Genomic DNA, 23,381 nt, shown 5'->3' with positions numbered 1-23,381 from the left:
GTCAGAACACGGGGTGGTGCCTTCACACGGCCGAGCCCCTCAGCAGGGCCGTCCGTCGAGAGTACGGGGGCGTTTCCCATCGCTGTCAAGGCTGTCCGGACTGTGAGCCGTACATCTCAAGTCAGTTGACGCGGAACCGTATGCCTGTTCCACTTGGCCCATGCATCCACAGCAGTGGCTGGTCACGCGCTCCCACATCGACTTCGGTCGCGTGTGGTCCTCTTCCTGTTGAGCTGACCCCCTGCCTGCGCCTGCCCTCCGGGCGGGCGCAGTCGCGTTTCTCTCCTCCTTTTCTTGCCTTCACACGCGCCCCCTCCCCTCGCGCTCTGCACCACTCTGCTCTCAGGAGACCGCCACCGATGCGTAAGCGTGTTTTCATGCCTTTTGTCGGCATAACCTCCGCCGCCCTGCTCCTCACCGCCTGCGGCTCGGGCGGGACGGACACGTCCGCAGTGGCGGCCGAGCCCGGCGAGGTACCCACCACGGACGTCGTCTCCGCCGAGCAGAAGGACGGCGCGGCGGCCGGGCTGCTGCCCGCCGGCACCACCCGCCTCACCGTCGCGATCAGCGTGGGCGGCACTCCGCCCGGCACCACCTACCTGCCCGACGGCAAGACGCTGACCGGCCAGGACGTCGACTTCGCCAAGGCGGTCGCCAAGGTGCTCGGTATCAAACTGAAGGTCGAACAGGCGAGCTTCGAGGCGATCCTGCCCGCGCTGGACAGCGGCAAGTACGACTTCGGCGCCAGCAACTTCGGCGTCACGGACGAGCGCCGCAAGACCATCGACTTCGTCACCTACGTCAACGACGGCCAGGGCTTCGCCACCCGCAAGGACAGCAAGCTGACGAAGATCACCGACCTCCGGCAACTGTGCGGCCTGAACGTGGCGACGGGCGCCGGCACCACCTTCGAGGCCACGCTGGAGGAGAACAAGCACGTGTGCGCCGACGCGGGCAAGAAGGCGTACCAGGTGCAGACGTACTCCGAGCCGAGTGCGATCTGGTCGTCCGTGCAGCAGGGCCGCAGCGACATCGTGATGTCCACGATCAACGGCCTGCGTTACGCCGTGGCCCACCAGCCGGGGCTGAAGTTCCTGAACGAGTACCACCGCCTGGACGTGGGCTTCGCCTTCAAGAAGGGCACCAGGCTGGCTCCGGCGCTCCAGGCGGCGGTCAACAGACTGCTGGCCGACGGCACGTACGCCAAGATTCTGAAGAAGTGGGGCACGACGGGTTCGGCCATCAAGAAGTCCCGGATCAGCCCGCCGGAACTGAAGGGCTGAGGGAGCCGCCCGGCCTGATTCTCCGTCAGGAGCGAGAGGAGAACCCTCATGCTCCGTCACGATGAACGCACAGTCTGACGATTCCGCGCACGGCGTTCCCTCGTGATGTGGTACGAGATTGACGTTCACCCGGACGCACCGGTCGTCACCCATCCGCCGCCGACTATCATATTTCACTCTCAGTCAGCAGCCGTATGTGTCAGGACCCTTGGGGTACAAGGACTCTCGACGGATCGCCTGTGCACCAGTACCGTCACAAACCCCCCGCGCGGCGTCTATCCACTTGGCGCGCCGTCCGCATCATGGATGACCATAGGGATGCGGAAAGCAAGAAAGACCGCTGTGAGAGGAGGCGTCCATGGGATCGGTACGCAAGGCGAGTGCGTGGCTCGGCCTCGTCGACGACAACGATGACGAGCGTTACTACGACGACGAGTACTCCGAGGGCACCGAATCCGGGGACGCCTGGGTCACGGATCCCCGGGTGAAGGTGGCCGCGGACACGGCCGAGGAGAAGGGCCGCCGGATCGGCACGGTCACCCCGGACAGCTTCCGGGACGCCCGCGCCATCGGCGAGCTGTTCCGGGAGGGGGTCCCGGTCATCATGAACCTCACTGCGATGGAGCCCGCCGACGCCAAGCGCGTGGTGGACTTCGCGGCGGGGCTCATCTTCGGTCTGCGCGGCTCGATCGACCGGGTGTCCAACCGGGTGTTCCTGCTGACGCCCGCCGACACGGAGATCATCAGCGGTGAGGCGTCCGCCCACCGCGAGGACGGCTTCTTCAACCAGAGCTGAGGCAGGGCCGCTCACCGGCCCTGCCTCCTTCGGGGGCTCACCGGAAGGCGTCGAGCCCGGTGAGCGCCTTGCCCAGCACGAGCTGGTGCATCTCGACGGTGCCCTCGTAGGTGAGCACCGATTCCAGATTGGTCGCGTGCCGCATCACGGGGTATTCGAGGGAGATCCCGTTGGCACCGAGGATCGTCCGCGCCGTACGGCAGATCTCGATGGCCTCGCGGACGTTGTTGAGCTTGCCGAAGCTGACCTGCTCGGGGCGCAGGCGGCCGGCGTCCATCCGCCGCCCGAGATGGTGGGCGAGCAGGATTCCCTTGTGCAGTTCGACCGCCATGTCGGCGAGTTTGGCCTGGGTGAGCTGGAAGCCGCCGATGGGCCGCCCGAACTGCTCCCGCGTCTTCGCGTAGTCGAGTGCCGCCTCGAAGCTGCTGCGCGCGGCGCCCATCGCACCCCAGACGATGCCGTACCGGGCATGCGACAGGCAGCTGAGCGGTCCGCGCAGTCCGGTGACCTCCGGCAGTACGGCGGTGGCGGGCAGCCGTACGTCGTCCAGCACGAGTTCGCTGGTGACGGAGGCGCGCAGGGACCACTTGTGCTTGATCTCGGGCGCCGAGAAGCCGGGGCTGTCGGTGGGCACGACGAAGCCGCGGATGCCGTCCTCGGTCTGTGCCCAGACGACGGCGACCCCGGCGACCGATCCGTTGGTGATCCACATCTTGCGGCCGTTGAGGATCCAGTCGTCGCCGTCGCGCTTGGCGTGGGTGCGCATGGAGGCGGGGTCGGAGCCGTGGTCGGGCTCGGTCAGCCCGAAGCAGCCGATCACTTCGCCGGCCGCCATGCGCGGCAGCCACTGCTGCTTCTGCTCCTCGCTGCCGAACCGGTGGATCGCGTACATGGCGAGGGAGCCCTGCACCGAGACCAGCGACCGGATGCCCGAGTCCGCCGCCTCCAGCTCCAGGCACGCCAGGCCGTACTGCACGGCCGACGCGCCCGCGCAGCCGTACCCGGTCAGGGACATGCCGAGGGCGCCGAGGGCGCCGAGTTCGCGCGCGAGGTCCCGGATGCCGGGCAGCTCACCCGTCTCGTACCAGTCGGCGACGTACGGCAGTACCCGGTCCGCCGCCCAGGAGCGCACGGTGTCCCGCACGGCCAGGTCTTCCGGTTCCAGCAGGTCGTCGATCCCGAGCGGGTCGGCGGGATCAAAGGGGGGCAACTTCGAGGACGCGGACATGGAACACCCTCCGGCACACAAGAAACTAGCACCGCTAGTTACATTTCGCTGCCGACGTTACGGTGCAGTGCCCCCCACGTCCAGTGGGTCAGGCCGTGACGCGCGGCTCCGCCACTTCCCGCGGGGCGGGCAGTTCCACCGCCGCGGCCGGCTCCGCGCACTGCATGGCCCGCGGCAGCCGCAGCGCCATCACCGCGCCCAGCAGCAACAGGCCGGCGCTCACCAGCAGCGTCACATGCAGCCCGTGCACGAAGGAGTCCCGCGCGGCCCGGCGCAGCGCCGCCCCGGCCGTACCGCCGAGGCGTCCGGCGATGTCGTAGGCCTCACCGAGAGAGTGGCCCGCCGCTTCCGACGCGTGCCGCGGGACGCCCGGCACCGAGCGCAGACCCGGGGCGTAGGCCGCGTTCATCACGCTGCCGAGCAGCGCGATCCCGATGCCCGCGCCGAGCTGGTACGACGTCTCGCCGATCGCCGCCGCCCCGCCGGCCTGGTCCGCCGGGGCCTCGCTGAGCATCGACTCGTACGCCCCGAAGAGCGTGGTCTCCAGGCCGAAGCCGAGCAGCACGAAACCGGACAGCAGCAGCGGGGCGTTGTCGGTGCCGCCCATCGCGGTGAGCGTCACGACCGCCGCGGCGGTCAGGCAGAAGCCGAAACAGACCATCCGGCGCGGCCCGAAGCGACGCAGCATCCGCGCGCCCGCCAGCCCCGCCGCCATCGCCGCGATGGTCAGCGGCAGCAGCCTGAGGCCGGTCTGCAGCGGGGAGAGCCCGAGCACCAGTTGCAGATACTGGGCGGCGATCAGCTCCAGGCCGACGAGCGCGAGCATCGCCAGCACGATGCAGCCCACCGAGGTGCTGAACGCGGGCCGGCGGAACATCTGCAGGTCCACCAGCGGATGCGGGAGCCGCCGCTGCCGCCGCAGGAAGAGGAACAGGAGGGCCGCGCCGGCCAGCAGCGGCAGCACGGTGAAGGGGCTCGCCGGCGCCTCGCCGCCGCCCAGCCGCTTCACACCGAGGACGACACCGAACAGACCGCCGGCCGCCATCAGGGCACCGACGACATCCCAGGGCCCGCTGCGGTCACCGCGGGACTCGGGCAGCAGCATCCGGCCCACCGGGAGGCTGACCAGCATCAGCGGGATGTTCACGAGGAAGACCGCGCCCCACCAGAAGTGCTCCAGCAGGAACCCGCCGAGCAGCGGTCCGACGGCCGCGCCGACGGCGGCCACCGCGCTCCAGATGCCGATGGCGAGCGCGCGCTCGCGCCGGTCGGGGAAGACCTGACGCAGGATCGACAGGGTCGCCGGCATGATCATGGCGCCACCGACGCCGAGCAGCGCACGGGCGAGGATGAGCGTCTCGGCCGTCTGCGCGGACGCGGCCACGGCGGAGGCGACACCGAACAGGCCGTAGCCGAGCAGCAGGACGCGCCTGCGCCCGACCCGGTCGCCGAGGGTGCCGAAGAGGATCAGCAGCGAGGCGCAGACCAGCGGATAGACGTCGACGATCCAGAGCAGTTGTATGGCGCCGGGCTTGAGGTCCTCGGTGACGGCGGGCACCGCCACGTGCAGCACGGTCGCGTCGAGCGCGACGAGCAGCAGGCTGACGCAGAGGACGACGAGGACGACCCAGCGGTTGGCACCGGCCCCGGCCGTCCGACGGCGCGGCCGTACGGCAGCCGTGGTCGTCCCGGACATGTACGTACCTCCCAGATGAGCCTCGCGTTGGGGCGGACCGACGGGGGTGGGGACTCCCTGTCGTACGGCCGGAGAGGAGCGGTGTCTCCGGCCCGCGCGAACCCACGCGGGTGACTCGTCAGCGTACGCGAGTTCGGCACGGGGGCACGTGGCGGACCTCTCACACGCTCGACGGAACCCGTGTGGCGTACGCCACGTCGCTCCCTCTTGACCACGCCCCGGGGTCCGATCCGGTTCCACCACCGGTCGATAATCGAGTCCGTGACCGATCTTGACACGCGCGCGGCCCCGCCCCGCGCCCCGCTGCTGCGCCGGGCGGCGCCGGCCCTGCTGGGCTATGCGGCGGTCCGCGCCCTGGGGCTGGTGGTGCTGGCGGTGTGGAGCGCCGCGCGCGGCAAGAGCGCGTACACCTTGCTGACCGCGCGCTGGGACTCGCTGTGGTACACGCGGGTCGCCGAACTGGGGTACGGCTACGCGGTGCGGCTGCCCAACGGTGACGTGCACTCCAACCTGGCGTTCTTCCCGCTGCTGCCCTGGCTGGAGCGGCTGCTGCACGCGGTCCTGCCGCTGTCGTACGCGGACGCGGGTTTCGTCGTGAGCGTGCTCGCCTCGCTCGCGGCGGCCTGCGGGATCTTCGCGGTCGCCGACCGGGTGTACGGCGCCCGCGCCGGGGTCTGCGCCGTCCTGCTGTGGGCGGTGCTGCCGGTCGGGATCGTGCAGTCGATGGCGTACAGCGAGTCGCTGTTCACGGCGCTTGCGGCCTGGTCGCTGTACGCGCTGCTGACCGGCCGCTGGATCACCGCGGGCGTGCTGGCCGCACTGGCGGGGCTGACCCGGCCGGTGGGGGCGGCGGTGGTCGCGGCGGTGTGGGTGGCGGGCGTGATCTCGTTCGTGCGAGACCGGAGCGCGATGCGCAGACCCAGCGCATACGGCGACCGACACGCCCCGGCGCACACGCCGAGCGCACCAGAGGGCTCCCACGCCCCAGCGCACACACCCGGCGCATCGCAGGTCACACACACCCCGGCGCCCACTACAGGCGCAGAAGCCCCATCGCGCACTTCCTGCCCCCAGGTGGCGGTGGTCACACAGGCCTCACCACTGCACCGCGCCCTCGGCATGCTCATCGCGCCGCTCGGGGCCGCCGGTTACGTGCTGTGGGTGGGGCAGCGGACCGGCAAGGGGCTGTTCGGATACCTGGACATTCAGGCCGGATGGCGCAATGGCTTCGACGGCGGCTATGCATTCGCGCGCTTCGTGGCCGCCAAGTTCACGTCATTCCCCTCCGCGCTCGCCGGCGTCGGCCTGATCGTCGGGGTCGCCCTGCTGCTGTGGCTCTACCTGACCGGCGTGCGCCGGCGCCAGCCGGTCGAACTGCTGGTGTACACGGGGGTCGTCCTCGCCCTCGCCCTGTGCGCATCGAGCTACTTCGGCTCCAAGCCGCGGCTGCTGGTGCCCGCCTTCCCGGTGCTGCTGCCGCTCGCCTGCGCCCTCGCCCGACTGCGCACGTCCCGATCCGTGCTGGTCACGGCACTGTTGGCGGTCGCCTCGGCGGTCTACGGGGCCTTCTGGCTGAACGGCTCCGGTCCACCATGATCAACATCCAGGGCCGATGACGCTCCGGAGAATTCCTCCCCAGAACCGGGTTAACGCATTCATAAGCGCCACATAAAGAACACCCGGCATGATCAAAGGAATTGAAGAGAACAGCGTCACAGGATTGCGGAATCGCTGGAATTCGCGCCTCGCTTGAGAGGTTTCCCACATCACATCGTCATCACAAAGCCGCTGTTACGACCGGGAACACAGCTCACTCGCTGTAACGTCGATTGGGTGCGTACCGAACGAAACCTCACCCGGCGTCTGGACCGGGTGTTCGCCAGACTCGACCGTGAGCCAGAACGACCGGCCCACATCGATGTGCCAAGGATGAGCCGGCACCGGGTCGTTCTCTTCACCGCGACCCTGGCTTTCTACCTGGCGATCGTGTGGGCCGTGGTGATCACGTCCTGGCTGGTCCGGCTCGACTGGCAGGTCATGTTCTTCCGGCCGTACCAGCAGTGGCCGCAGATCCACGCCTTCCTCGACTACTACGTGGTGCTCGGCCAGCGCGGCCCCACCGCGGTGATGGTCGCGGCCTGGCTCGGCTGGCGCTCCTGGCGGCAGCACACGCTGCGCCCGCTGCTGACCCTGGCCACCTCCCTGCTGCTGCTGAACATGACGGTCGGCGCCGCCAAGCTCGGGATGGGGCGCCTCGGTCCGCACTACGCGACCGTGATCGGCTCGAACGAGATGGGCCTGGGCGGCGATATATTCCCCAGCGGCCACACCGCCAACGCGGTGGTGACCTGGGGCATCCTGGCCTATCTGGCCTCCACCCCGAGAGCGCGCCGCTGGCTGTCGGCGCTGTCGGCCATCACTGCGCTGGGCGTCGGCCTCACCACCGTCTACCTCGGTACGCACTGGCTGAGCGACGTCCTGCTGGGCTGGGCCGCGGGCCTGCTGATCCTGCTCGCCCTGCCGTGGTTCGAGCCGCTGATCGCCAAGGCCGAGGCCGCGCTGTTCGATCTGCGCGACCGCTGGCGCGCCCGCCGCGGCCGGCCCGTGCCCGAACCGGCCGTCCTCACACCGGTGGTCCTCAGGCCCCGGGTCACACCGGCCGAGCAGCAGGCCCCGGCGCGGGAGCCGGTCGCCTCGACCCGTGCCTCCAGAGGGCTGGCCCATCTGGCCCCGGGTCCGCACACGACCCGTTCGGAACGCACCCCGGTCACGCCGGCGGGCAGCCGCCGCCCGCCCCACGCCGACCACCGCCTCCCCCGCGGCACCCAGCCGGCCCGGCCCCTGACCGGCGGCTGAGGGAAGGGACGGCAGCGGGTCCCGGTACGCACAACCGCCCGCACGCCACGAAGAGGGCCCCGGTTCCCTGAAGGAACCGGGGCCTTGGTCATGCCGGGAGCATGCCGGGCGAAAACCTGCTAGCCCTTCCACGCCCGCGTCACGAGTCCCTCGTGCACCTCGAAGTTCAGCCGCCCCGCCCGGTACTCCATGGTGATGATCGTGCCCGGCGGCAGCGACCGCACCGTCGACCACCCCCGCTGCCGAGCGAGCCGCTCGGCGTGCGCGGCGTCGAGGCCGACATACCCGTCCGGACTGTCCTGGGGCTCCGCTGACGGAGTGGGATTCGATGCCATGCCGTCACGCTACCGCGCAGCCCAGGGTAAGAGTCCTATCAGACTCCCGTCACACTTCTGTCACAGCTTCCCGGCCGGCGTATCCCTCGTTCTCTTCACACGTACGAGGGTTTCCGCAGGCCTCAGCGGGTCTATCGGCCACAATTCACATGCCGTGCAGCACCCCGTCGAATTATCCCGCGAAAAGTGGCGCAGCGTCGATGCGGACGGCTCCGGAGTGGGATTCTCCATGCAATCCTGAGCCGCGCCGCGGCAGCTGACTCCGCATAGGAAATTCACCGATTCGGCACATGACCGCCGTACACGGCAGGAACCGGACCGGCCGGGCGGCGGCCTACCGGCTCACCGCCGACCACAGTCGGCTTCCGCCGCAGCAAGAGCCGCGTCCAGCCGGTCCCGGACCCTTCTGATCGCCTCGGTCAGCTCGGCGGGCTCGATCACCTCGAACGGGAAGCCCAGCATCATGACGTGGACGACCATCAGGTCCGGGTTCGCCGCACCGGAGCGCAGGATGCACGCGTCCGCGCCATCGGGCTCCAGCGTTCCGGCGGACGGAGAGATCCGCTCGGCGGCCTCGTGCAGCGGCACCAGCAGCCGTACGGCGGAGTGCGTGGCGTACGCGCGCGTGGAGACGCCCCTGGAGACATAGGCGGCCAGGTCCTCGGCGGGCGGCTCGCGCGGGGTGAAGCGGGGCCCGTGCGGCGGCCTGGGGGTGATCCGGTCGACGCGGAAGGTCCGCCAGTCGGCCCGGTCGACGTCCCAGGCGACCAGATACCAGCGCCGCTCGCTGCACACCAGCCGGTGCGGCTCGACGGTACGCCGGCCGGTGGCCCCGTCGTGGCTCCGGTACTCGAAGCGCAGCCGCTCGGCATCCCGGCACAGGTACGCGAGTTCGGTGAGCAGCGCGGGATCGACCGGCGACACCGGCGGGCCGCTTCTCGTCATCGGCACGGTGAAGGCGTTCAGGGCGCTCACCCGGCGGCGCAGCCGGTTCGGCAGCACCTGCTCCAGCTTGGCGAGGGCGCGTACGGAGGTCTCGCCGATGCCCTCGATGCCCTGGCCCGCGGCGGTGCGCAGACCGACGGCCACGGCGACGGCCTCGTCGTCGTCCAGCAGCAGTGGCGGGAGTTCGGCGCCCGCGCCCAGCTGGTAGCCGCCCCCGGTGCCGGGGCTGGCGTTCACCGGATAGCCCAGCTCGCGCAGCCGGTCCACGTCCCGGCGGACCGTGCGCGGGGTGACGCCGAGCCGGTCGGCGAGTTCGGCGCCGGACCACTCGCGGTGGGCCTGGAGCAGCGAGAGCAGGCGCAGAAGACGTGCCGAGGTCTCCAACATGGGGCCGAGTCTGCCAGGGGATGCGGACAGCCGCCGTCCTCATCGGGGACGGCGGCTGTCTCGGGCGGACCGGGCGAGGCTCAGAGCGCGAGGCGCTGGCCGGGCACGATCAGGTCGGGGTCGCCGCCGATGACCTTCTTGTTGGCGGCGTAGATCCGCTGCCAGGTGGTGCCGTGCCGGGCGGCGATGGCGCTCAGGGTGTCGCCCTCGCGGACGGTGTACTCGCCGCGGGAGGAGCTGCGGCCCGGGTGGGCCGACGGGCGTTCCGGCGTCTTGGCCGGAACGGACTTGGCCGGGGCGGACTTCACCGGGGCGGACCTCGTCGTCGCGCCCTTGGATGCCGGCGTACCGGAGGAGCCGGTGTGCGCCGCCGCGGGAGCGGCACCATAGGCTCCGGCGCGGCCCGAGCAGACGGGCCAGGCGCCCCAGCCCTGGGCCTGCTGGACCTTGGTGGCGACGGCGATCTGCGCGCTCCGGGAGGCCTGGTCGGCCGTCGGGGCGTAGGCGGAGCCGCCGTACGCGCGCCAGGTGCCGGCGGAGAACTGGAGCCCGCCGTAGTAGCCGTTGCCGGTGTTGATGTGCCAGTTGCCGCCGCTCTCGCACTGGGCGATGCGGTCCCACACCCCGTTGTCCGCCGCTGCGGCGTTCCCGGTGGCGGCCAGCAGGCCCAGGGGGGCCAGCAGGGCGGCTCCGGCGAGCGCGGCCGTCGTACGGCGCTTGCGGGCGCCGTCGTGACGGGCGGTGCTACGGGTGGTATCGGCACACTCGGACATGTAATTCCCTCTCCACGAACCCGGGCTCCCCCAGGCGGAGCACGCCTCGCCGCGCAGGACCACGGTCGGCCGTGCCCGCCCCGTCCGTGTGGCCGGTGCCGGCGTTGGTGCCCTGCCGGTGCCGGCCGTCGGACGTACCCGAGCGGTGCTCGTTGCACACGGCGGAGGAATGTAGGGAGGTCGAGCAGCCGGAATCAACCAACTCCCCGTCCTTCCAGGCCAGTTGCCCGTTACCGCGAGTATCGGCAATTTTAGGCCACCCACTACATGCGCTGATTTCCCGATTTGTCGACCACTGGCCGAAGCGATCTGTGACTCACTTCACCCCATCAAGTTCCTTGACTCGGCGAGGAGTTGACCGTGAGTGGCGGATTCCGCACATGAGGTGACCGTGTGCGGTGCTTGGTCGGAACCGGTCGACCTTGAGGCGTGACTCCCACCACAGGACGTCCGTTGTCTTCTTCATGAGCCCGGAACCCCGGGGCTCATCGGCCGGGAGCCACCCGGCCGACCCAGCACCGCATCCCGAGGGAGCCACCGTGCCGCGCATGCTCGACGTCAGTGACGCCGTACGCGCCGAGATCGGCGACGAAGAAGCCGACCGGCTGCTCGCCGGAGAGAACGCCCCGGGCAGTTACGACTGCACGTCCTGCCGCACGCCGGGCGACTCCGAACAGGAGCGCACCAGCACCGTTCTGTTCGTCGGCGACGAGACCGCCGTCCTCGCCTTCGCCCACGCCAGCTGCCTGCCCTCGCAGGTCGTCCAGGTCACCGAGGAGCAGCTGCAGGGCGCCGTCCGTTCCATCGGCGGGATCGCCGGCGAGGCCGCCGGGCGAGCGCCGCAGCAGGCCGCGCCCGAGCAGGCGGTGCTCGGCGTGACCAGCGGACTCGTCCTGGTCGAGGGTGAGCTGCACCCCGCGCTCGTCGTCGAGCCGACCTCGCCCATCGTGCGTCCGGGCACGACCGGAACCGGCGACGACTTCCTTCCGCTCCTCATCGAGCAGGGGTTCGTGCCGGTGACCGAGCTGGCGTCCGTGCCGCCGGTGCTGCACGGCTGGTCGGTGCTGCTCGCCGCGGGCCGGCTGCACGCGGTGCTGCAGCCGTCGGCGGGCGGCGGGCAGCCGGTCGCCTGGTGGCAGGCGCACCAGCCGCTGCAGGTGACGGACAGCTGGCGGGCTGCCGCCAACAAGCACCAGCAGGTGCTGATGTTCGCGGCGCCGGTGGGGTCGATCGGGCGGCAGCCGCGGGAGGATCTGCTGCGGGAGTCCCTCGACAAGGCTGCGGCGAACGGGCAGCTGGTTGCTGCGGCGCTGCCTCTTGCGGGTACGTGATCTCCTCGCCTGATGAGAGGGGGCTGCGTGCAGTCCGGCGGTTGCGGCCGGTCGCGCCCACGCGGCGGAGCCGCATATTGAATGCAGCCTCGCGCCCCTTGGGCGGCCGTATCTCTTCAGAGGTGCCGTCGTTTGGACATACGTGCACGCATACGACACTCCTCCCCGCCGGTCATCGTTCTCCTCCATTCCCTCCGCACGGACGGGGCAGGAAGGGGCTGGTGGTGCCTCGGCCACGCCCATCTACGACTCGCTCTACGCGGAGTGGGTCAAGAGCTTCCGTACGCTGCCGGGTGACCGGAGCGGGGAGGAGGGGCTGAGGTTCAGCCCCTTCGGTCAGCTTCCGGACCGTACGGGCGGCTACGGCGGCCACCGGGCGGGGTCGTTCAGCAGCTCGTACAGCGCCTACAGCGCGGGGGCCTACAGCGCCCGGCAGCAGTCGCAGTGGCAGCGGATCGGCACGCTGGGGCGGCAGCAGCACGACACCGGGATGCAGCACGTGCCCGCGGCCCTGCCTCCGGGGCCGCGCCGGGGCATGTGACCGGCGCACGGTGAAGGGCGGCACCTGGTCCTCCAGGTGCCGCCCTTTGCGTCGTACCGGCGCTACTTCTTCTTCGTGCCGCGCTTCTCGCGCACCCGCACCGAGATATGGATCGGAGTGCCCTCGAAGCCGAACTCCTCGCGCAGGCGGCGCTCGATGAAGCGCCGGTAGCCCGCCTCGATGAAGCCGGAGGCGAAGAGGACGAACCGCGGCGGCTTGGTGCCGGCCTGGGTGCCGAACAGGATGCGCGGCTGCTTGCCGCCCCGGATCGGGTGCGGGTGGGCCGAGACCAGCTCGCCGAGGAAGGCGTTGAGGCGGCCGGTGGGCACCCGGGTCTCCCACCCTGCGAGGGCCGTCTCGATGGCCGGGACCAGCTTCTCCATGTGGCGGCCGGTGCGCGCCGAGACGTTCACGCGCGGGGCCCAGGCGACCTGGCCCAGCTCGGTCTCGATCTCGCGCTCCAGGTAGTAGCGGCGCTCCTCGTCGAGGGTGTCCCACTTGTTGTAGGCGATGACCATCGCACGGCCGGCCTCGACGGCCATGGTGATGATCCGCTGGTCCTGCACGGAGATGTTCTCGGAGGCGTCGATCAGGACGACCGCGACCTCGGCCTTCTCCACGGCCGCCGCCGTGCGCAGGGAGGCGTAGTAGTCGGCGCCCTGCTGGAGGTGGACGCGCTTGCGGATACCGGCGGTGTCCACGAACTTCCAGGTCTTGCCGCCGAGTTCGATGATCTCGTCGACCGGGTCACGGGTGGTGCCCGCCAGTTCGTTGACGACGACGCGCTCCTCGCCGGCCACCTTGTTCAGCAGGGAGGACTTGCCGACGTTCGGGCGGCCGATCAGGGCGATGCGGCGGGGGCCGCCGATGCCCGTGCCGAAGGACTGCTCCGGCGCGTCCGGCAGGACCTCCAGGACGGCGTCCAGCATGTCGCCGGTGCCGCGGCCGTGCAGGGCCGAGACCGGGTGGGGCTCGCCGAGGCCCAGGTTCCACAGGTAGGCCGCGTCGGCCTCGCCGCTCGGGCCGTCGACCTTGTTGGCGCACAGCACGACCGGCTTGCCGGCCTTGCGCAGCAGCCGTACGACCGCCTCGTCGGTGTCGGTCGCGCCGACCTTGGCGTCCACGACGAAGACGACCGCGTCGGCCGCCTCGATCGCGTACTCCGCCTGGGCGGCCACGGAGGCGTCGATGCCGAGGACGTCCTGCTCCCAGCCGCCGGTGTCGACGACCTTGAAGCGGCGGCCGGCCCACTCGGCCTCGTAGGTGACGCGGTCGCGGGTGACGCCCGGCCGGTCCTCGACGACCGCCTCGCGGCGGCCGATCATCCGGTTCACCAGGGTCGACTTGCCGACATTGGGGCGGCCGACGACGGCGAGCACGGGCAGCGGACCGTGGCCCGCCGCCTCGATGGCGCCCTCGACGTCCTCGATGTCGAAGCCCTCTTCCGCGGCGAGCTCCATGAACTCCGCGTACTCGGCGTCGCCGAGAGCCCCGTGGTCGTACTCGTGCTCAGCCGAGTCGCCGGGCTGGATGTCGTCGTTCATGAAGTCCGTACCTCGTCGTTCATTCGTGGTGATCGGTGGAAAAGCCCCGCATGGGCTGATCCACTACTCAAGTGTCGCCTGGCGCCCGGTCAGGCGCCTGGCGTTTTCCAGGTGGCCGGTGAGCTGCTTCTGGATGCGCTCGGTTGCCTCGTCCAGCGCCCTGCGCGTACGCCGCCCGCTGCCGTCGCCCGCGTCGAAGGGGTCGCCGAAGACGACGTCGACCTGCGAGCGCAGGGGCGGCAGCGCCTTTATCAACCGTCCGCGCCGGTCGGTGCTTCCCAGTACGGCGATGGGCACGATCGGCGCCCCGCTGCGTACCGCGAAGTAGGCGAGCCCGGCGCGCAGCGAGGCGAAGTCGCCCTCGCCCCGGGTGCCCTCCGGGAAGATGCCCAGCACTCCGCCGTTCTCCAGCACGCCGAGGGCCTGGGTGATCGCCGTGCGGTCGGCGGTGGCGCGGTCCACCTTCAGCTGGCCGATGCCGGTCAGGAAGGGGTCCAGTGGGCCGACGAAGGCTTCCTTCTTGATCAGGAAGTGCGTCGGCCGGGGCGCCACGCCCATGACCATCGGGCCGTCGATGTTGTGGGAGTGGTTCACGGCGAAGATCACCGGGCCGGTGGCGGGCACCTTCCAGGCGCCGAGCACCCGCGGCCTGAACAGCCCGTACATCAGGCCGACGCCGATGCGCCGGCCGACCTCGGCACCCCGCTGCGAGGGCAGGCTCACTTCCCGGCCCGCTTCTCCTCGACCAGGGTGACGACGCACTCGATGACCTGGGCGAGGGTGAGCTCGGTGGTGTCCACCTCGACCGCGTCGTCGGCCTTGGCGAGCGGCGAGGTCTTGCGGCTGGAGTCGGCCGCGTCCCGCTTGATCAGCGCCTCTCGGGTGGCGTGGACGTCGGCGCCCTTCAGCTCGCCGCTGCGGCGGGCCGCACGGGCCTCCGGGGAGGCGGTGAGGAAGATCTTCAGGTCGGCGTCGGGCAGGACGGTCGTACCGATGTCACGGCCCTCGACGACGATGCCGTTCTCCGCGCCGGCGGCGATCGAGCGCTGCAGCTCGGTGATCCGGGAGCGCACCTCGGGCACCGCGCTGACCGCGCTGACCTTGGAGGTGACCTCCTGGGTGCGGATCGGGCCGGCCACATCGACGCCGTCGACCGTGATGGTCGGCTTGTCCGGGTCGGTGCCGGAGACGATCTCCGGCTTGCCGGCGACGGCCACGACGGCGGTCGGATCCTCCAGGTCGATGCCGTTGTTCACCATCCACCAGGTGATCGCCCGGTACTGGGCGCCGGTGTCCAGGTAGCTCAGGCCGAGCTGCGCGGCGACGGCCTTCGACGTGCTCGACTTGCCCGTGCCGGAGGGGCCGTCGATCGCGACGATCACGGGCTTGGCGGTCGGGGCGGCGCCGTTTTCCACGGAGGGACACCTTCCTGGTGCGGTGCTGGCGGGGTGCGGGGAGCGAGAGCGCCCTGCACAAGGTTACTGGGTGCGGGTCACTCGTCCGGACGCACGCGGAATCCGGTGCCGGGTGCTACTGCCGCAGGGCCCACCCGCGCTCGCGCAGCGCCTCCTTCAGGACGGCCGCCGCCTTGGGCTCGACCGAGAGCTGCACCAGACCGGCCTGCTGCCCGGCCGCGTGCTCGATGCGTACGTCCTCGATGTTGACCCCGGCCCGTCCCGCGTCCGCGAAGATGCGGGCCAGCTGGCCGGGCTGGTCGTCGATGAGCACGACGACGGTCTCGTACACCCGCGGCGCGCTGCCGTGCTTGCCGGGTACCCGGACCTGGCCGGCGTTGCCGCGACGCAGCACGTCCTCGATGCCGGCGCTGCCCTCACGCCGCTTGGCCTCGTCGGAGGACTGCAGGGCGCGCAGGGCCTCGACGGTCTCGCCCAGGTCGGCGGCGACGTCGGCGAGCAGGTCGGCGACCGGGCCCGGGTTCGCGGACAGGATGTCGATCCACATGCGCGGGTCGGAGGCGGCGATCCGGGTCACGTCCCGGATGCCCTGCCCGCACAGCCGTACGGCGGCCTCCTCGGCGTTCTCCAGACGCGCGGCGACCATGCTGGACACCAGATGGGGCATGTGGGAGACGAGGGCGACGGCTCGGTCGTGGGCGTCGGCGTCCATGACGACCGGGACGGCCCGGCAGTGCGAGACCAGCTCCAGGGCGAGGTTCAGCACCTCGGTGTCGGTGTCCCGGGTGGGGGTGAGCACCCAGGGGCGGCCCTCGAAGAGGTCGGCGGTCGCCGCCAGCGGGCCGGACTTCTCCCGGCCGGACATGGGGTGCGTGCCGATGTAGGCCGTGAGGTCGAGGCCGAGCGCCTCCAGTTCGCGGCGCGGGCCGCCCTTGACGCTGGCCACGTCCAGGTAGCCGCGGGCCACGCCCCGGCGCATGGCGTCGGCGAGCACGCCGGCCACGTGCGCGGGCGGGGCGGCCACGATCGCCAGGTCGACCGGCCCCTCGGGGGCCTCGTCGGTACCGGCACCCAGCGCGGCGGCCGTGCGGGCCTGCTCGGGGTCGTGGTCGGCGAGGTGGACGATGACGCCGCGCTGGACGAGGGCCAGGGCGGCGGAGGTGCCGATGAGGCCGGTTCCGATGACGAGTGCGGTTCTCACTGGGCGATGTCCTTGCGCAGGGCGGCCGCGGCGCCGAGGTAGACGTGGTGGATGTCGGCGCGGGGTTTGTCCGACTCGATGTGCGCGAGGATCCGCACGACCCGGGGCATGGCCCCCTCGATGTCCAGCTCCTGCGCGCAGATCAGGGGCACGTCGACGATGCCGAGCCCCCGGGCGGCGGCGGCCGGGAAGTCGCAGTGCAGGTCGGGGGTGGCCGTGAACCAGATGCTGATCAGGTCGTCGACGGTCAGCCCGTTCCGCTCCAGGACCGCGGTGAGCAGGGCTGCGACCCGCTCGTCCATGTGCCCGGCCTCGTCCCGCTCCAGTTGGACGGCCCCCCGGACCGCTCGTACCGCCACGGCGTCGCTCCCTGCTGACGTGCGGATCTGTTCTTGGTCCGTCCAGCGTAGTCAGCCCGCGCGGACACGGCGCACGGCGCCCGATCACTGAGACGATGCGGACATTCCGGTATGCACCGGTTCGACCCCTTGTTCTTCGACGTCTGTACGGAGTGGTGACATGACCCAGCCCGCGACGCGGCGCACGGCTTTGGCGACGGGCGCGGCGGCGCTCGCCATGGGATGCGTGGGATGCGGCGGCGGCAACGACAAGAGTTCCTCGCCGTCCGCGCCCGCGGTGCCCTCGTCCCCGGCCCCCGCCTCCCCGGCGCCCGCCTCCTCGGTCTCCGGCTCCTCCCAGGCGAAGGAGCTGGCGTCCACGAGCGACATCCCGGAGGGCGGCGGCAAGGTCTTCGAGGAACAGAAGGTCGTCGTCACCCAGCCGAAGAAGGGCGAGTTCAAGGCCTTCTCGGCGATCTGCACGCACATGGGCTGCACGGTGAACAAGGTCGTGGACGGCACGATCGACTGCCCGTGTCACGGCAGCAGGTTCCACATCGCCGACGGCGCGGTGGCCCACGGCCCCGCGACCAGGCCGCTTCCGCAGAAGTCGATCAAGGTGGAGAGAAATTCGATCCACCTGACCTGAGGGATCCGCGTACGCTCCCGGCATGCAGCCCGAGACCCTGGTGCGCGACCACACCGTCTACGCCTGTGTCATGGGGTCCCGGGCCTTCGGTCTGGCGACGGACACCAGCGACACGGACCGCCGGGGTGTGTTCCTCGTCCCCACTCCCCTGTTCTGGCGGTTCGAGAAGCCGCCCACGCATGTGGAGGGCCCGGGGGACGAGCAGTTCTCCTGGGAACTGGAACGGTTCTGCGGGCTGGCCCTGCGGGGCAACCCGAACATCCTGGAGTGCCTGCACTCCCCGCTCGTGGAGCGGGTCGACGACACCGGCCGGGAGCTGCTGTCCCTGCGCGACGCCTTCCTCTCCCGCCGGGCCTACGACACCTTCACCCGCTATGCCCTCGGCCAGCGCAGGAAACTGGACGCCGACGTCCGTACGACGGGCGTCCCGCGCTGGAAGCACGCCATGCACCTGCTGCGCCTGCTGACGACCGCCCGCGACCTGCTGCGCACCGGCGAGCTGCGGATCGAGGTCGGCGACCAGCGGGAGCCGCTGCTCGCGGTGAAGCGGGGCGAGGTCCCCTGGGCCGAGGTCGAGGCCCGGATGGCCCGGCTGGGGGCCCAGACGGAGCAGGCCCTGGACCGCACCCCGCTGCCGCCGGAGCCGGACCACGCGCGCGTGGCCGACTTCCTGTTCCGGGTACGCCGGGACTCAGCCCTTCAGACGCACGCGTATGACGAAGTCGTGCAGGGCGTCGTACGCGGCGGGAGCGTCCGGCAGGGCTGACGCGGCCTGGGCCTCGTCGAGCACGACGTGCAGCCGCTCCACGTCGGCCTCCACGCGCGCGTGCTCGACGCCGGCCACGCCGTGCTCCCGCTCGCCCTTGGCGGCTATCAGGTCGGGCACATAGCCGGGTGCGTCGACCAGCTCCAGGAGCGTGGGCAGGTGCGCCTGCACCTCGCCGCTGCGCATGAGGTGGATACCGGTGAGCAGCACCCGGAACGTGTAGAGCAGCGGCTTGAGTTCGCCGGTCTTCTCGAACAGCCGCCACTGGGTCACCGCGAACCCACGGTAGTGGTGGGCGTGGTGGGCGGTGAGGACATCCGGGGCGAGCGCGGCCAGCTCTCGGTGCGTGTCACCGGTGTGCACCACCAGGGGCGAGAGCAGCTGCTCCAGCACATAGCCGTTGCGGCGCAGCATCAGCCGGACGAACTTGCGCAGGTCGTGGGTGACGAGGTCCAGCTCGACGCCGTAGCGCACCCAGGTCCGCGAGCGGGTCTCCTCCGGCTCGCGCAGGCCGACGAGGTCGGCGGCGGGGAGCAGATGGACGCCCCTCAGGTCCACGTCGGAGTCCTTCGAGGGGAAGCCGTACAGGTGCGCTCCGGAGACGGTCGCGAACAGCAGGGGGTCGGGCTGTTCCGCGACCACGGGCTTCAGGTCGATGTCGAGGTCGTCGATCATGGGCCTAAGCGTCCCAGAGTGCACCCGGCGCCGACAGATCGCCCCGGTACTCGACCCGCCCGGCCCGGCCGGCCGGGCGTCCGCGCCCCTGGTGGCGGGCTAAGCCCGCCCAGGGGCGCGGGGAACTGCCCTCGGCGTGGACGGGCCTAGAGGTCGACTTCCTTCATCAGCATGCCGACCTCCGTGTTCGACAGGCGCCGCAGCCAGCCCGACTTCTGGTCGCCGAGGGTGATCGGGCCGAAGGAGGTGCGCACCAGCTTTTCCACCGGGAAGCCGGCCTCCGCCAGCATGCGCCGCACGATGTGCTTGCGGCCCTCGTGCAGGGTCACTTCCACCAGGTAGTTCTTGCCGGTCTGCTCCACGACCCGGAAGTGGTCCGCGCGCGCGTAGCCGTCCTCCAGCTGGATGCCGTCCTTCAGGCGCTTGCCGAGGTCGCGCGGGATCGGGCCCACGATGGCCGCCACGTAGGTCTTCTTCACGCCGTACTTGGGGTGCGTGAGGCGGTGCGCCAGCTCGCCGTGGTTGGTGAGCAGGATGACGCCCTCGGTCTCGGTGTCGAGCCGGCCGACGTGGAAGAGGCGGGTCTCGCGGTTGGTGACGTAGTCACCGAGGCACTGGCGGCCCTCCGGGTCCTCCATCGTCGAGACGACACCGGCCGGCTTGTTCAGCGAGAAGAACTGGTACGACTGGGTCGCGACGGTCAGGCCGTCCACCTTGACCTCGTCCTTCTCCGGGTCGACCCGCTTGCCCTGCTCGGTGACGATCTCGCCGTTGACCTCGACCCGGGCCTGGTCGATCAGCTCCTCGCAGGCCCGCCGCGAGCCGTAGCCGGCGCGCGCGAGGACCTTCTGCAGCCGCTCGCCCTCCTGTTCGGCGCCCGGGAAGGTCTTGGGCAGCTTGATGTCCTTCTTGCCCGCGTACCGCTCCCGGTTGCGCTCCTCGGCGCGCGTCTCGTACTCCCGCGAGCGTGCGGGGACCGTACGCCCACGTCCCTGCTGGGGCTTCTTGGGACCGCCCTTGGCGCCGCCGCGCGCGCTGCCGCCGCGCCCGGACTTGGGACCGTCCTGGGAGGCGCCGGGGCCCACGTCGTAGCGGCGCTCCTCGGGGCGGGGCTTGCGGGGACGGCCCTGCCCCTGCCGCTCGTCCCGGTTGTTGCCGGCGCCGCGGTAGTTACCGCGTCCGCCACTCTTGCCGCTGCCGCTGCTTCGCATCAAAGTTCCGTCTTAGTCGTCTGCGTCCTCTACGCCGGGCGCGTCGGGCGCGTCCGGGTCGAACGACGGGACCCCTTCCTGGGTCTCGGCCTCGATCGCCTCCGCCTCCGGGAGGAAGGGCGCGAGCTCCGGAAGCTCGTCCAGGCCGCGCAGGCCCATCCGCTCCAGGAAGTAGTTCGTCGTCCTGTACAGGATCGCACCTGTTTCGGGTTCCGTGCCCGCCTCCTCGACCAGTCCGCGCTGCAGCAGGGTGCGCATCACACCGTCGCAGTTGACTCCGCGTACGGCGGAGACGCGGCTGCGGCTGACCGGCTGGCGGTAGGCGACCACCGCCAGGGTCTCCAGCGCGGCCTGGGTCAGCCGGGCGGTCTGGCCGTCCAGGACGAGCCGCTCGACGGCCGGCGCGTACTGCGCGCGCGTGTAGAAGCGCCAGCCGCCCGCGACGTACCGCAGCTCGAAGCCGCGGCCCTGCACGGTGTACTCGTCGGCCAGCTCCCGCAGCGCGTCCGCGACCTGCCGTCTCGGCCGCTCCAGCAGCTTCGCCAGGTGCTCCTCGGTCGCGGGCTCGTCCACGACCATGAGCATCGCCTCCAGGGCCGGCTTGAGGTCGAGACCGGACACGGCCCGCAGCCCGGCCGGAACCTCCGTGGTCTGCTCGCTCACGGTTTCTTCTCCTCCTTGGGCGGCTCGGGCGGCCGGTCGAACTCGTCGGTGACCATCGGGGCCGTGTCGGCGTCCCCGCCCGTCCAGCGCACGAGCAGTTCCCCGAGCGCGGCCTCCTGGTCCAGGGCCACGGCCTTCTCGCGGTACAGCTCCAGCAGGGCGAGGAACCGGGCCACGACGGTGAGGGTGTCGTCGGTGTCCTCGACCAGCGTCCGGAAGCTCGCCTCACCCAGCTCCTTCAGCCGCGCCACCACGATCCGGGCCTGCTCCTGCACGCTGACCAGCGGGGCGTGGATGTGGTCGACGTACACCTGCGGCTTGGGCCTGGGCTGCATCGCCTTGACCGCGAGCCTGGCGAAACCCTCGGGGCCGATGCTGATGACGACCTCGGGCAGCAGCTCGGCGTGCTCCGGTTCGAGGCCGACGGTACGGGGGTGGCGCCGGGCCTCCTCGTCGATGCGCGCGTTGAAGATGTCCGCGATCTGTTTGTACGCGCGGTACTGCAGCAGCCGCGCGAACAGCAGGTCCCTCGCCTCCAGCAGCGCGAGGTCGGCCTCGTCCTCGACCTCGGCGGCGGGCAGCAGCCGGGCCGCCTTCAGGTCGAGCAGGGTGGCGGCCACCACGAGGAACTCGGTCGTCTGGTCCAGGTCCCAGTCGGGCCCCATGGCCCTGATGTGTGCCATGAACTCGTCGGTGACCTTGGAGAGAGCCACTTCGGTGACGTCCAGCTTGTGCTTGGAGATCAGCTGCAGAAGGAGGTCGAAGGGGCCCTCGAAGTTGGCGAGCCGGACCTTGAAGACACCGTCGCGGGGTTCCTCGGGTCCGGGTCCCGCTTCCTGTTCCGGAGGCGGTGCCGGGACGGCCCCGGGCTCTTGAAAGGGCTCGGGAGCGGGAACGGGCGCGGGAACGGACGCGGGCGCGGGACCAGCCGGCTCGGGAACGGGCGCGGGCGGTTCGGGCTGCGGTGCAGGTACGACCCCCGGGCCCCGCCCCAGCGCACGCCGACGGCCGGCTCCGGCGCCGGGGAGGGGAACGTCGTTCGAGGTCATGGCCCCCGCAGGCTACCCCTACCGCCCCCGCAGCCGCCGTACCAGGATGCTCGCGTCCCCGCGGGACTCCAGGTCGGCCAGGACCACGGCCACCGCCTCCCGGACGATGCGCCCGCGGTCCACCGCGAGACCGTGCTCGCCCCGCAGCACCAGCCGGGCGTGTTCGAGGTCCATCAGCTCCTCGGCCGACACATACACCGTGATCTTCTCGTCGTGCCGCTCGCGCCCACTGGGCCGCCGCGCCGCCGCCCGCCCCCGCTTGCGCGGCTGAGCGGCCCCGGCCCCTTCCTGCGCCGCCTGCCGCCTGGCCGGCCGGCTGCGGGACTCGCCGGCGTCGACGGGTTCCGCCTCCGCCGCGGCATGTTCCGCGCCTTCCCCGTCGCCGCCCTGCACGGGCACCGACTGCGGTGCGTCCTCGGCGGCGGCCACGTCGTCGCTCTCCCCCGCGGGAGCCGGCACCCGAGCCTCACCGCCTGCCGCGCGCCGGGGAGTCGACGGCTGAAGCGCCATCCCCCCTGTCGTACGGAAGAGTTCGTCGGCCCCGGGCAGACTCACTCGGCGTGACACCGGGCGAGCACCTCCCTGGCGAGCTGGCGGTAGGCGGCGGCACCGACGGAGTTGGAGGCGTAGGTGGTGATCGGCTCACCGGCGACCGTGGTCTCCGGGAAGCGGACCGTGCGGCCGATGACCGTGTGGTAGACGTGGTCGTCGAACGCCTCGACCACACGGGCCAGGACCTCGCGGCTGTGGACCGTGCGCGAGTCGTACATCGTGGCGAGGATGCCGTCCAGCTCCAGCTCGGGGTTGAGCCGCTCCTGGACCTTCTCGATGGTCTCGGTCAGCAGGGCCACACCGCGCAGGGCGAAGAACTCGCACTCCAGCGGCACGATCACCTTGTGAGCGGCCGTCAGGGCGTTGACGGTGAGCAGGCCGAGCGAGGGCTGACAGTCGATCACGATGTAGTCGTAGTCGGACATCAGCGGCTTGAGCGCCCGCTGGAGGGTCGACTCGCGCGCGACCTCCGAGACCAGCTGGACCTCTGCGGCCGACAGGTCGATGTTGGAGGGCAGCAGGTCCATGTTGGGGACCGCCGTCTTCAGCAGGACCTCGTCCGCGGACATGCCCCGCTCCATGAGCAGGTTGTAGACGGTGAGGTCGAGTTCCATCGGGTTGACGCCGAGTCCCACCGACAGCGCGCCCTGCGGGTCGAAGTCCACGAGCAGCACGCGCCGGCCGTACTCCGCGAGCGCGGCGCCCAGGTTGATGGTCGACGTCGTCTTGCCGACGCCGCCCTTCTGGTTGCACATCGCGATGATCGTCGCGGGGCCGTGGTCGGTCAGCGGGCCCGGGATCGGGAAGTACGGCAGCGGGCGTCCGGTCGGACCGATGCGCTCACGGCGCTGGCGGGCCGCGTCGGGCGCGAGCGTGGCCGCGTACTCCGGATCCGGCTCGTACTCGGCGTCGGGGTCGTAGAAGTGCCCCTCGGGCAGTTCGTCGTAGTCGGCGAAGTGGTTGTGGGGCGCGCCACTTCCGTCGCCGGCCATGGCGTTCACGTGATGGCCATCCATGCTCTGGTGTGCTGTCCGGGCGGTCTTGGGTCCCGGACTCTGGTGGGCTGCGAAGGTGCGCACAGCTACGGAGCCGACAGCCTCGAATCCCGCGGGGCCCTGGCCCCGTGCAGGCATTCCTGGTTGACCAC

The 23,381-nt window shown here is 71.1% G+C and carries 23 protein-coding genes and 1 pseudogene; 8 read left to right on the top strand and 16 right to left on the bottom strand.

Annotated features, from left to right (window positions below; genetic code table 11):
• Positions 1–359: 359 nt before the first annotated feature.
• Both ACIGXP_RS35945 and ACIGXP_RS35940 read left to right on the top strand, forming a co-directional pair.
• Complete coding sequence (locus ACIGXP_RS35945; protein WP_399775631.1) at positions 360–1,283, top strand: transporter substrate-binding domain-containing protein; 924 nt, start codon at positions 360–362, stop codon at positions 1,281–1,283.
• Positions 1,284–1,641: 358 nt separating this feature from the next.
• A complete protein-coding gene (locus tag ACIGXP_RS35940) occupies positions 1,642–2,079 on the top strand; it encodes a cell division protein SepF (RefSeq protein ID WP_363219216.1) in 438 nt (145 codons plus the stop codon).
• Between the two features lie 37 nt (positions 2,080–2,116).
• On the opposite strand, the gene ACIGXP_RS35935 is transcribed toward ACIGXP_RS35940, so the two are convergent.
• Positions 2,117–3,307 (bottom strand): acyl-CoA dehydrogenase family protein, encoded by a 1,191-nt coding sequence (locus ACIGXP_RS35935; protein WP_399775629.1) that lies wholly within the window; start codon positions 3,305–3,307, stop codon positions 2,117–2,119.
• Positions 3,308–3,395: 88 nt separating this feature from the next.
• The gene (locus tag ACIGXP_RS35930; RefSeq protein ID WP_399775627.1) at positions 3,396–5,003 is read right to left on the bottom strand and encodes an MFS transporter; all 1,608 of its coding nucleotides are present in this window, start codon (positions 5,001–5,003) and stop codon (positions 3,396–3,398) included.
• A 261-nt stretch (positions 5,004–5,264) separates the two neighbouring features.
• Between ACIGXP_RS35930 and ACIGXP_RS35925 the strand changes: the two genes are divergently transcribed.
• Positions 5,265–6,599 (top strand): glycosyltransferase family 39 protein, encoded by a 1,335-nt coding sequence (locus tag ACIGXP_RS35925; protein ID WP_399775625.1) that lies wholly within the window; start codon positions 5,265–5,267, stop codon positions 6,597–6,599.
• Positions 6,600–6,836: 237 nt separating this feature from the next.
• Entirely contained in the window at positions 6,837–7,859 is a 1,023-nt protein-coding gene (locus ACIGXP_RS35920; protein WP_399775623.1) for a phosphatase PAP2 family protein, read from the top strand.
• A 119-nt stretch (positions 7,860–7,978) separates the two neighbouring features.
• Here ACIGXP_RS35920 and ACIGXP_RS35915 read toward each other — a convergent pair whose 3' ends face one another.
• The 3 genes and pseudogenes from ACIGXP_RS35915 to ACIGXP_RS35905 all read right to left on the bottom strand — a co-directional run bounded on the left by ACIGXP_RS35915 (position 7,979) and on the right by ACIGXP_RS35905 (position 10,299).
• Complete coding sequence (locus ACIGXP_RS35915) at positions 7,979–8,194, bottom strand: I78 family peptidase inhibitor (protein ID WP_363219221.1); 216 nt, start codon at positions 8,192–8,194, stop codon at positions 7,979–7,981.
• A 360-nt stretch (positions 8,195–8,554) separates the two neighbouring features.
• Positions 8,555–9,526: pseudogene (locus tag ACIGXP_RS35910) on the bottom strand (helix-turn-helix transcriptional regulator); the annotation flags it as partial.
• 80 nt (positions 9,527–9,606) lie between these two features.
• Positions 9,607–10,299: a transglycosylase family protein gene (locus ACIGXP_RS35905; protein ID WP_363219223.1), complete on the bottom strand. Its 693-nt coding sequence runs from the start codon at positions 10,297–10,299 to the stop codon at positions 9,607–9,609.
• A gap of 539 nt (positions 10,300–10,838) precedes the next feature.
• On the opposite strand from ACIGXP_RS35905, the gene ACIGXP_RS35900 reads away from it, so the two are divergent.
• Together ACIGXP_RS35900 and ACIGXP_RS35895 are read left to right on the top strand one after the other, a co-directional pair.
• The gene (locus ACIGXP_RS35900; RefSeq protein WP_399775620.1) at positions 10,839–11,630 is read left to right on the top strand and encodes a hypothetical protein; all 792 of its coding nucleotides are present in this window, start codon (positions 10,839–10,841) and stop codon (positions 11,628–11,630) included.
• A gap of 142 nt (positions 11,631–11,772) precedes the next feature.
• Positions 11,773–12,171, top strand: a complete 399-nt coding sequence (locus ACIGXP_RS35895; protein WP_363219225.1) for a hypothetical protein — start codon at positions 11,773–11,775, stop codon at positions 12,169–12,171.
• 62 nt (positions 12,172–12,233) lie between these two features.
• Here the strand turns inward: ACIGXP_RS35895 and der are convergent, their stop codons facing one another.
• The 5 genes from der to aroH form a co-directional block, all read right to left on the bottom strand.
• Complete coding sequence (der, locus tag ACIGXP_RS35890; protein WP_399775617.1) at positions 12,234–13,715, bottom strand: ribosome biogenesis GTPase Der; 1,482 nt, start codon at positions 13,713–13,715, stop codon at positions 12,234–12,236.
• Between the two features lie 63 nt (positions 13,716–13,778).
• Positions 13,779–14,381, bottom strand: a complete 603-nt coding sequence (locus ACIGXP_RS35885; RefSeq protein ID WP_399775793.1) for a lysophospholipid acyltransferase family protein — start codon at positions 14,379–14,381, stop codon at positions 13,779–13,781.
• 53 nt (positions 14,382–14,434) lie between these two features.
• On the bottom strand, positions 14,435–15,130 hold the full coding sequence (gene cmk / locus ACIGXP_RS35880; protein ID WP_399775616.1) for a (d)CMP kinase: 696 nt from the start codon (positions 15,128–15,130) through the stop codon (positions 14,435–14,437).
• 115 nt (positions 15,131–15,245) lie between these two features.
• Positions 15,246–16,331, bottom strand: coding sequence for a prephenate dehydrogenase (locus tag ACIGXP_RS35875; RefSeq protein WP_399775614.1), 1,086 nt, complete (start codon positions 16,329–16,331; stop codon positions 15,246–15,248).
• The gene (aroH, locus tag ACIGXP_RS35870) at positions 16,328–16,690 is read right to left on the bottom strand and encodes a chorismate mutase (RefSeq protein WP_399775612.1); all 363 of its coding nucleotides are present in this window, start codon (positions 16,688–16,690) and stop codon (positions 16,328–16,330) included. The genes ACIGXP_RS35875 and aroH overlap by 4 nt, the downstream gene beginning before the upstream one ends.
• 160 nt (positions 16,691–16,850) lie before the next feature.
• Between aroH and ACIGXP_RS35865 the strand changes: the two genes are divergently transcribed.
• Both ACIGXP_RS35865 and ACIGXP_RS35860 read left to right on the top strand, forming a co-directional pair.
• Positions 16,851–17,318 (top strand): Rieske (2Fe-2S) protein, encoded by a 468-nt coding sequence (locus tag ACIGXP_RS35865; RefSeq protein ID WP_399775610.1) that lies wholly within the window; start codon positions 16,851–16,853, stop codon positions 17,316–17,318.
• Positions 17,319–17,340: 22 nt separating this feature from the next.
• The gene (locus ACIGXP_RS35860; protein WP_399775608.1) at positions 17,341–18,084 is read left to right on the top strand and encodes a DNA polymerase beta superfamily protein; all 744 of its coding nucleotides are present in this window, start codon (positions 17,341–17,343) and stop codon (positions 18,082–18,084) included.
• Here ACIGXP_RS35860 and ACIGXP_RS35855 read toward each other — a convergent pair.
• From ACIGXP_RS35855 to ACIGXP_RS35830, 6 genes are all read right to left on the bottom strand, one after another.
• A complete protein-coding gene (locus ACIGXP_RS35855; protein ID WP_399775606.1) occupies positions 18,010–18,759 on the bottom strand; it encodes a DNA polymerase beta superfamily protein in 750 nt (249 codons plus the stop codon). The two genes, ACIGXP_RS35860 and ACIGXP_RS35855, sit on opposite strands and share 75 nt — an antisense overlap.
• 146 nt (positions 18,760–18,905) lie before the next feature.
• A complete protein-coding gene (locus ACIGXP_RS35850; protein ID WP_363218205.1) occupies positions 18,906–19,970 on the bottom strand; it encodes a pseudouridine synthase in 1,065 nt (354 codons plus the stop codon).
• 12 nt (positions 19,971–19,982) lie between these two features.
• The gene (scpB, locus tag ACIGXP_RS35845) at positions 19,983–20,633 is read right to left on the bottom strand and encodes an SMC-Scp complex subunit ScpB (RefSeq protein WP_363218206.1); all 651 of its coding nucleotides are present in this window, start codon (positions 20,631–20,633) and stop codon (positions 19,983–19,985) included.
• The gene (locus ACIGXP_RS35840; protein WP_399775603.1) at positions 20,630–21,682 is read right to left on the bottom strand and encodes a segregation and condensation protein A; all 1,053 of its coding nucleotides are present in this window, start codon (positions 21,680–21,682) and stop codon (positions 20,630–20,632) included. Before ACIGXP_RS35840 ends, scpB begins: the two co-directional genes overlap by 4 nt.
• A gap of 18 nt (positions 21,683–21,700) precedes the next feature.
• Positions 21,701–22,249 carry a hypothetical protein gene (locus ACIGXP_RS35835; protein ID WP_363218208.1) on the bottom strand — a complete coding sequence of 183 codons (549 nt, stop codon included), beginning with the start codon at positions 22,247–22,249 and terminating at the stop codon, positions 21,701–21,703.
• Positions 22,234–23,367 (bottom strand): ParA family protein, encoded by a 1,134-nt coding sequence (locus ACIGXP_RS35830; protein ID WP_363218209.1) that lies wholly within the window; start codon positions 23,365–23,367, stop codon positions 22,234–22,236. Before ACIGXP_RS35830 ends, ACIGXP_RS35835 begins: the two co-directional genes overlap by 16 nt.
• Positions 23,368–23,381: the final 14 nt, after the last annotated feature.

It is taken from the genome of Streptomyces sp. NPDC053069 (genome assembly GCF_044546895.1).
In the GTDB taxonomy this organism is placed as follows: Bacteria; Actinomycetota; Actinomycetes; order Streptomycetales; family Streptomycetaceae; genus Streptomyces.
This window is presented reverse-complemented; position numbering and strand designations above follow the sequence as displayed.

Excerpts from the sequence above, each read along its gene's own strand:
- ACIGXP_RS35945 (WP_399775631.1), top strand. The coding sequence starts at position 360 with ATGCGTAAGCGTGTTTTCATGCCTTTTGTCGGCATAACCTCCGCCGCC.
- ACIGXP_RS35940 (WP_363219216.1), top strand. The coding sequence starts at position 1,642 with ATGGGATCGGTACGCAAGGCGAGTGCGTGGCTCGGCCTCGTCGACGAC.
- ACIGXP_RS35935 (WP_399775629.1), bottom strand. The coding sequence starts at position 3,307 with ATGTCCGCGTCCTCGAAGTTGCCCCCCTTTGATCCCGCCGACCCGCTC.
- ACIGXP_RS35930 (WP_399775627.1), bottom strand. The coding sequence starts at position 5,003 with ATGTCCGGGACGACCACGGCTGCCGTACGGCCGCGCCGTCGGACGGCC.
- ACIGXP_RS35915 (WP_363219221.1), bottom strand. The coding sequence starts at position 8,194 with ATGGCATCGAATCCCACTCCGTCAGCGGAGCCCCAGGACAGTCCGGAC.
- ACIGXP_RS35905 (WP_363219223.1), bottom strand. The coding sequence starts at position 10,299 with ATGTCCGAGTGTGCCGATACCACCCGTAGCACCGCCCGTCACGACGGC.
- der (WP_399775617.1), bottom strand. The coding sequence starts at position 13,715 with ATGAACGACGACATCCAGCCCGGCGACTCGGCTGAGCACGAGTACGAC.
- ACIGXP_RS35885 (WP_399775793.1), bottom strand. The coding sequence starts at position 14,381 with ATGTACGGGCTGTTCAGGCCGCGGGTGCTCGGCGCCTGGAAGGTGCCC.
- ACIGXP_RS35865 (WP_399775610.1), top strand. The coding sequence starts at position 16,851 with ATGACCCAGCCCGCGACGCGGCGCACGGCTTTGGCGACGGGCGCGGCG.
- ACIGXP_RS35860 (WP_399775608.1), top strand. The coding sequence starts at position 17,341 with ATGCAGCCCGAGACCCTGGTGCGCGACCACACCGTCTACGCCTGTGTC.
- ACIGXP_RS35855 (WP_399775606.1), bottom strand. The coding sequence starts at position 18,759 with ATGATCGACGACCTCGACATCGACCTGAAGCCCGTGGTCGCGGAACAG.
- ACIGXP_RS35850 (WP_363218205.1), bottom strand. The coding sequence starts at position 19,970 with ATGCGAAGCAGCGGCAGCGGCAAGAGTGGCGGACGCGGTAACTACCGC.
- ACIGXP_RS35840 (WP_399775603.1), bottom strand. The coding sequence starts at position 21,682 with ATGACCTCGAACGACGTTCCCCTCCCCGGCGCCGGAGCCGGCCGTCGG.
- ACIGXP_RS35830 (WP_363218209.1), bottom strand. The coding sequence starts at position 23,367 with ATGCCTGCACGGGGCCAGGGCCCCGCGGGATTCGAGGCTGTCGGCTCC.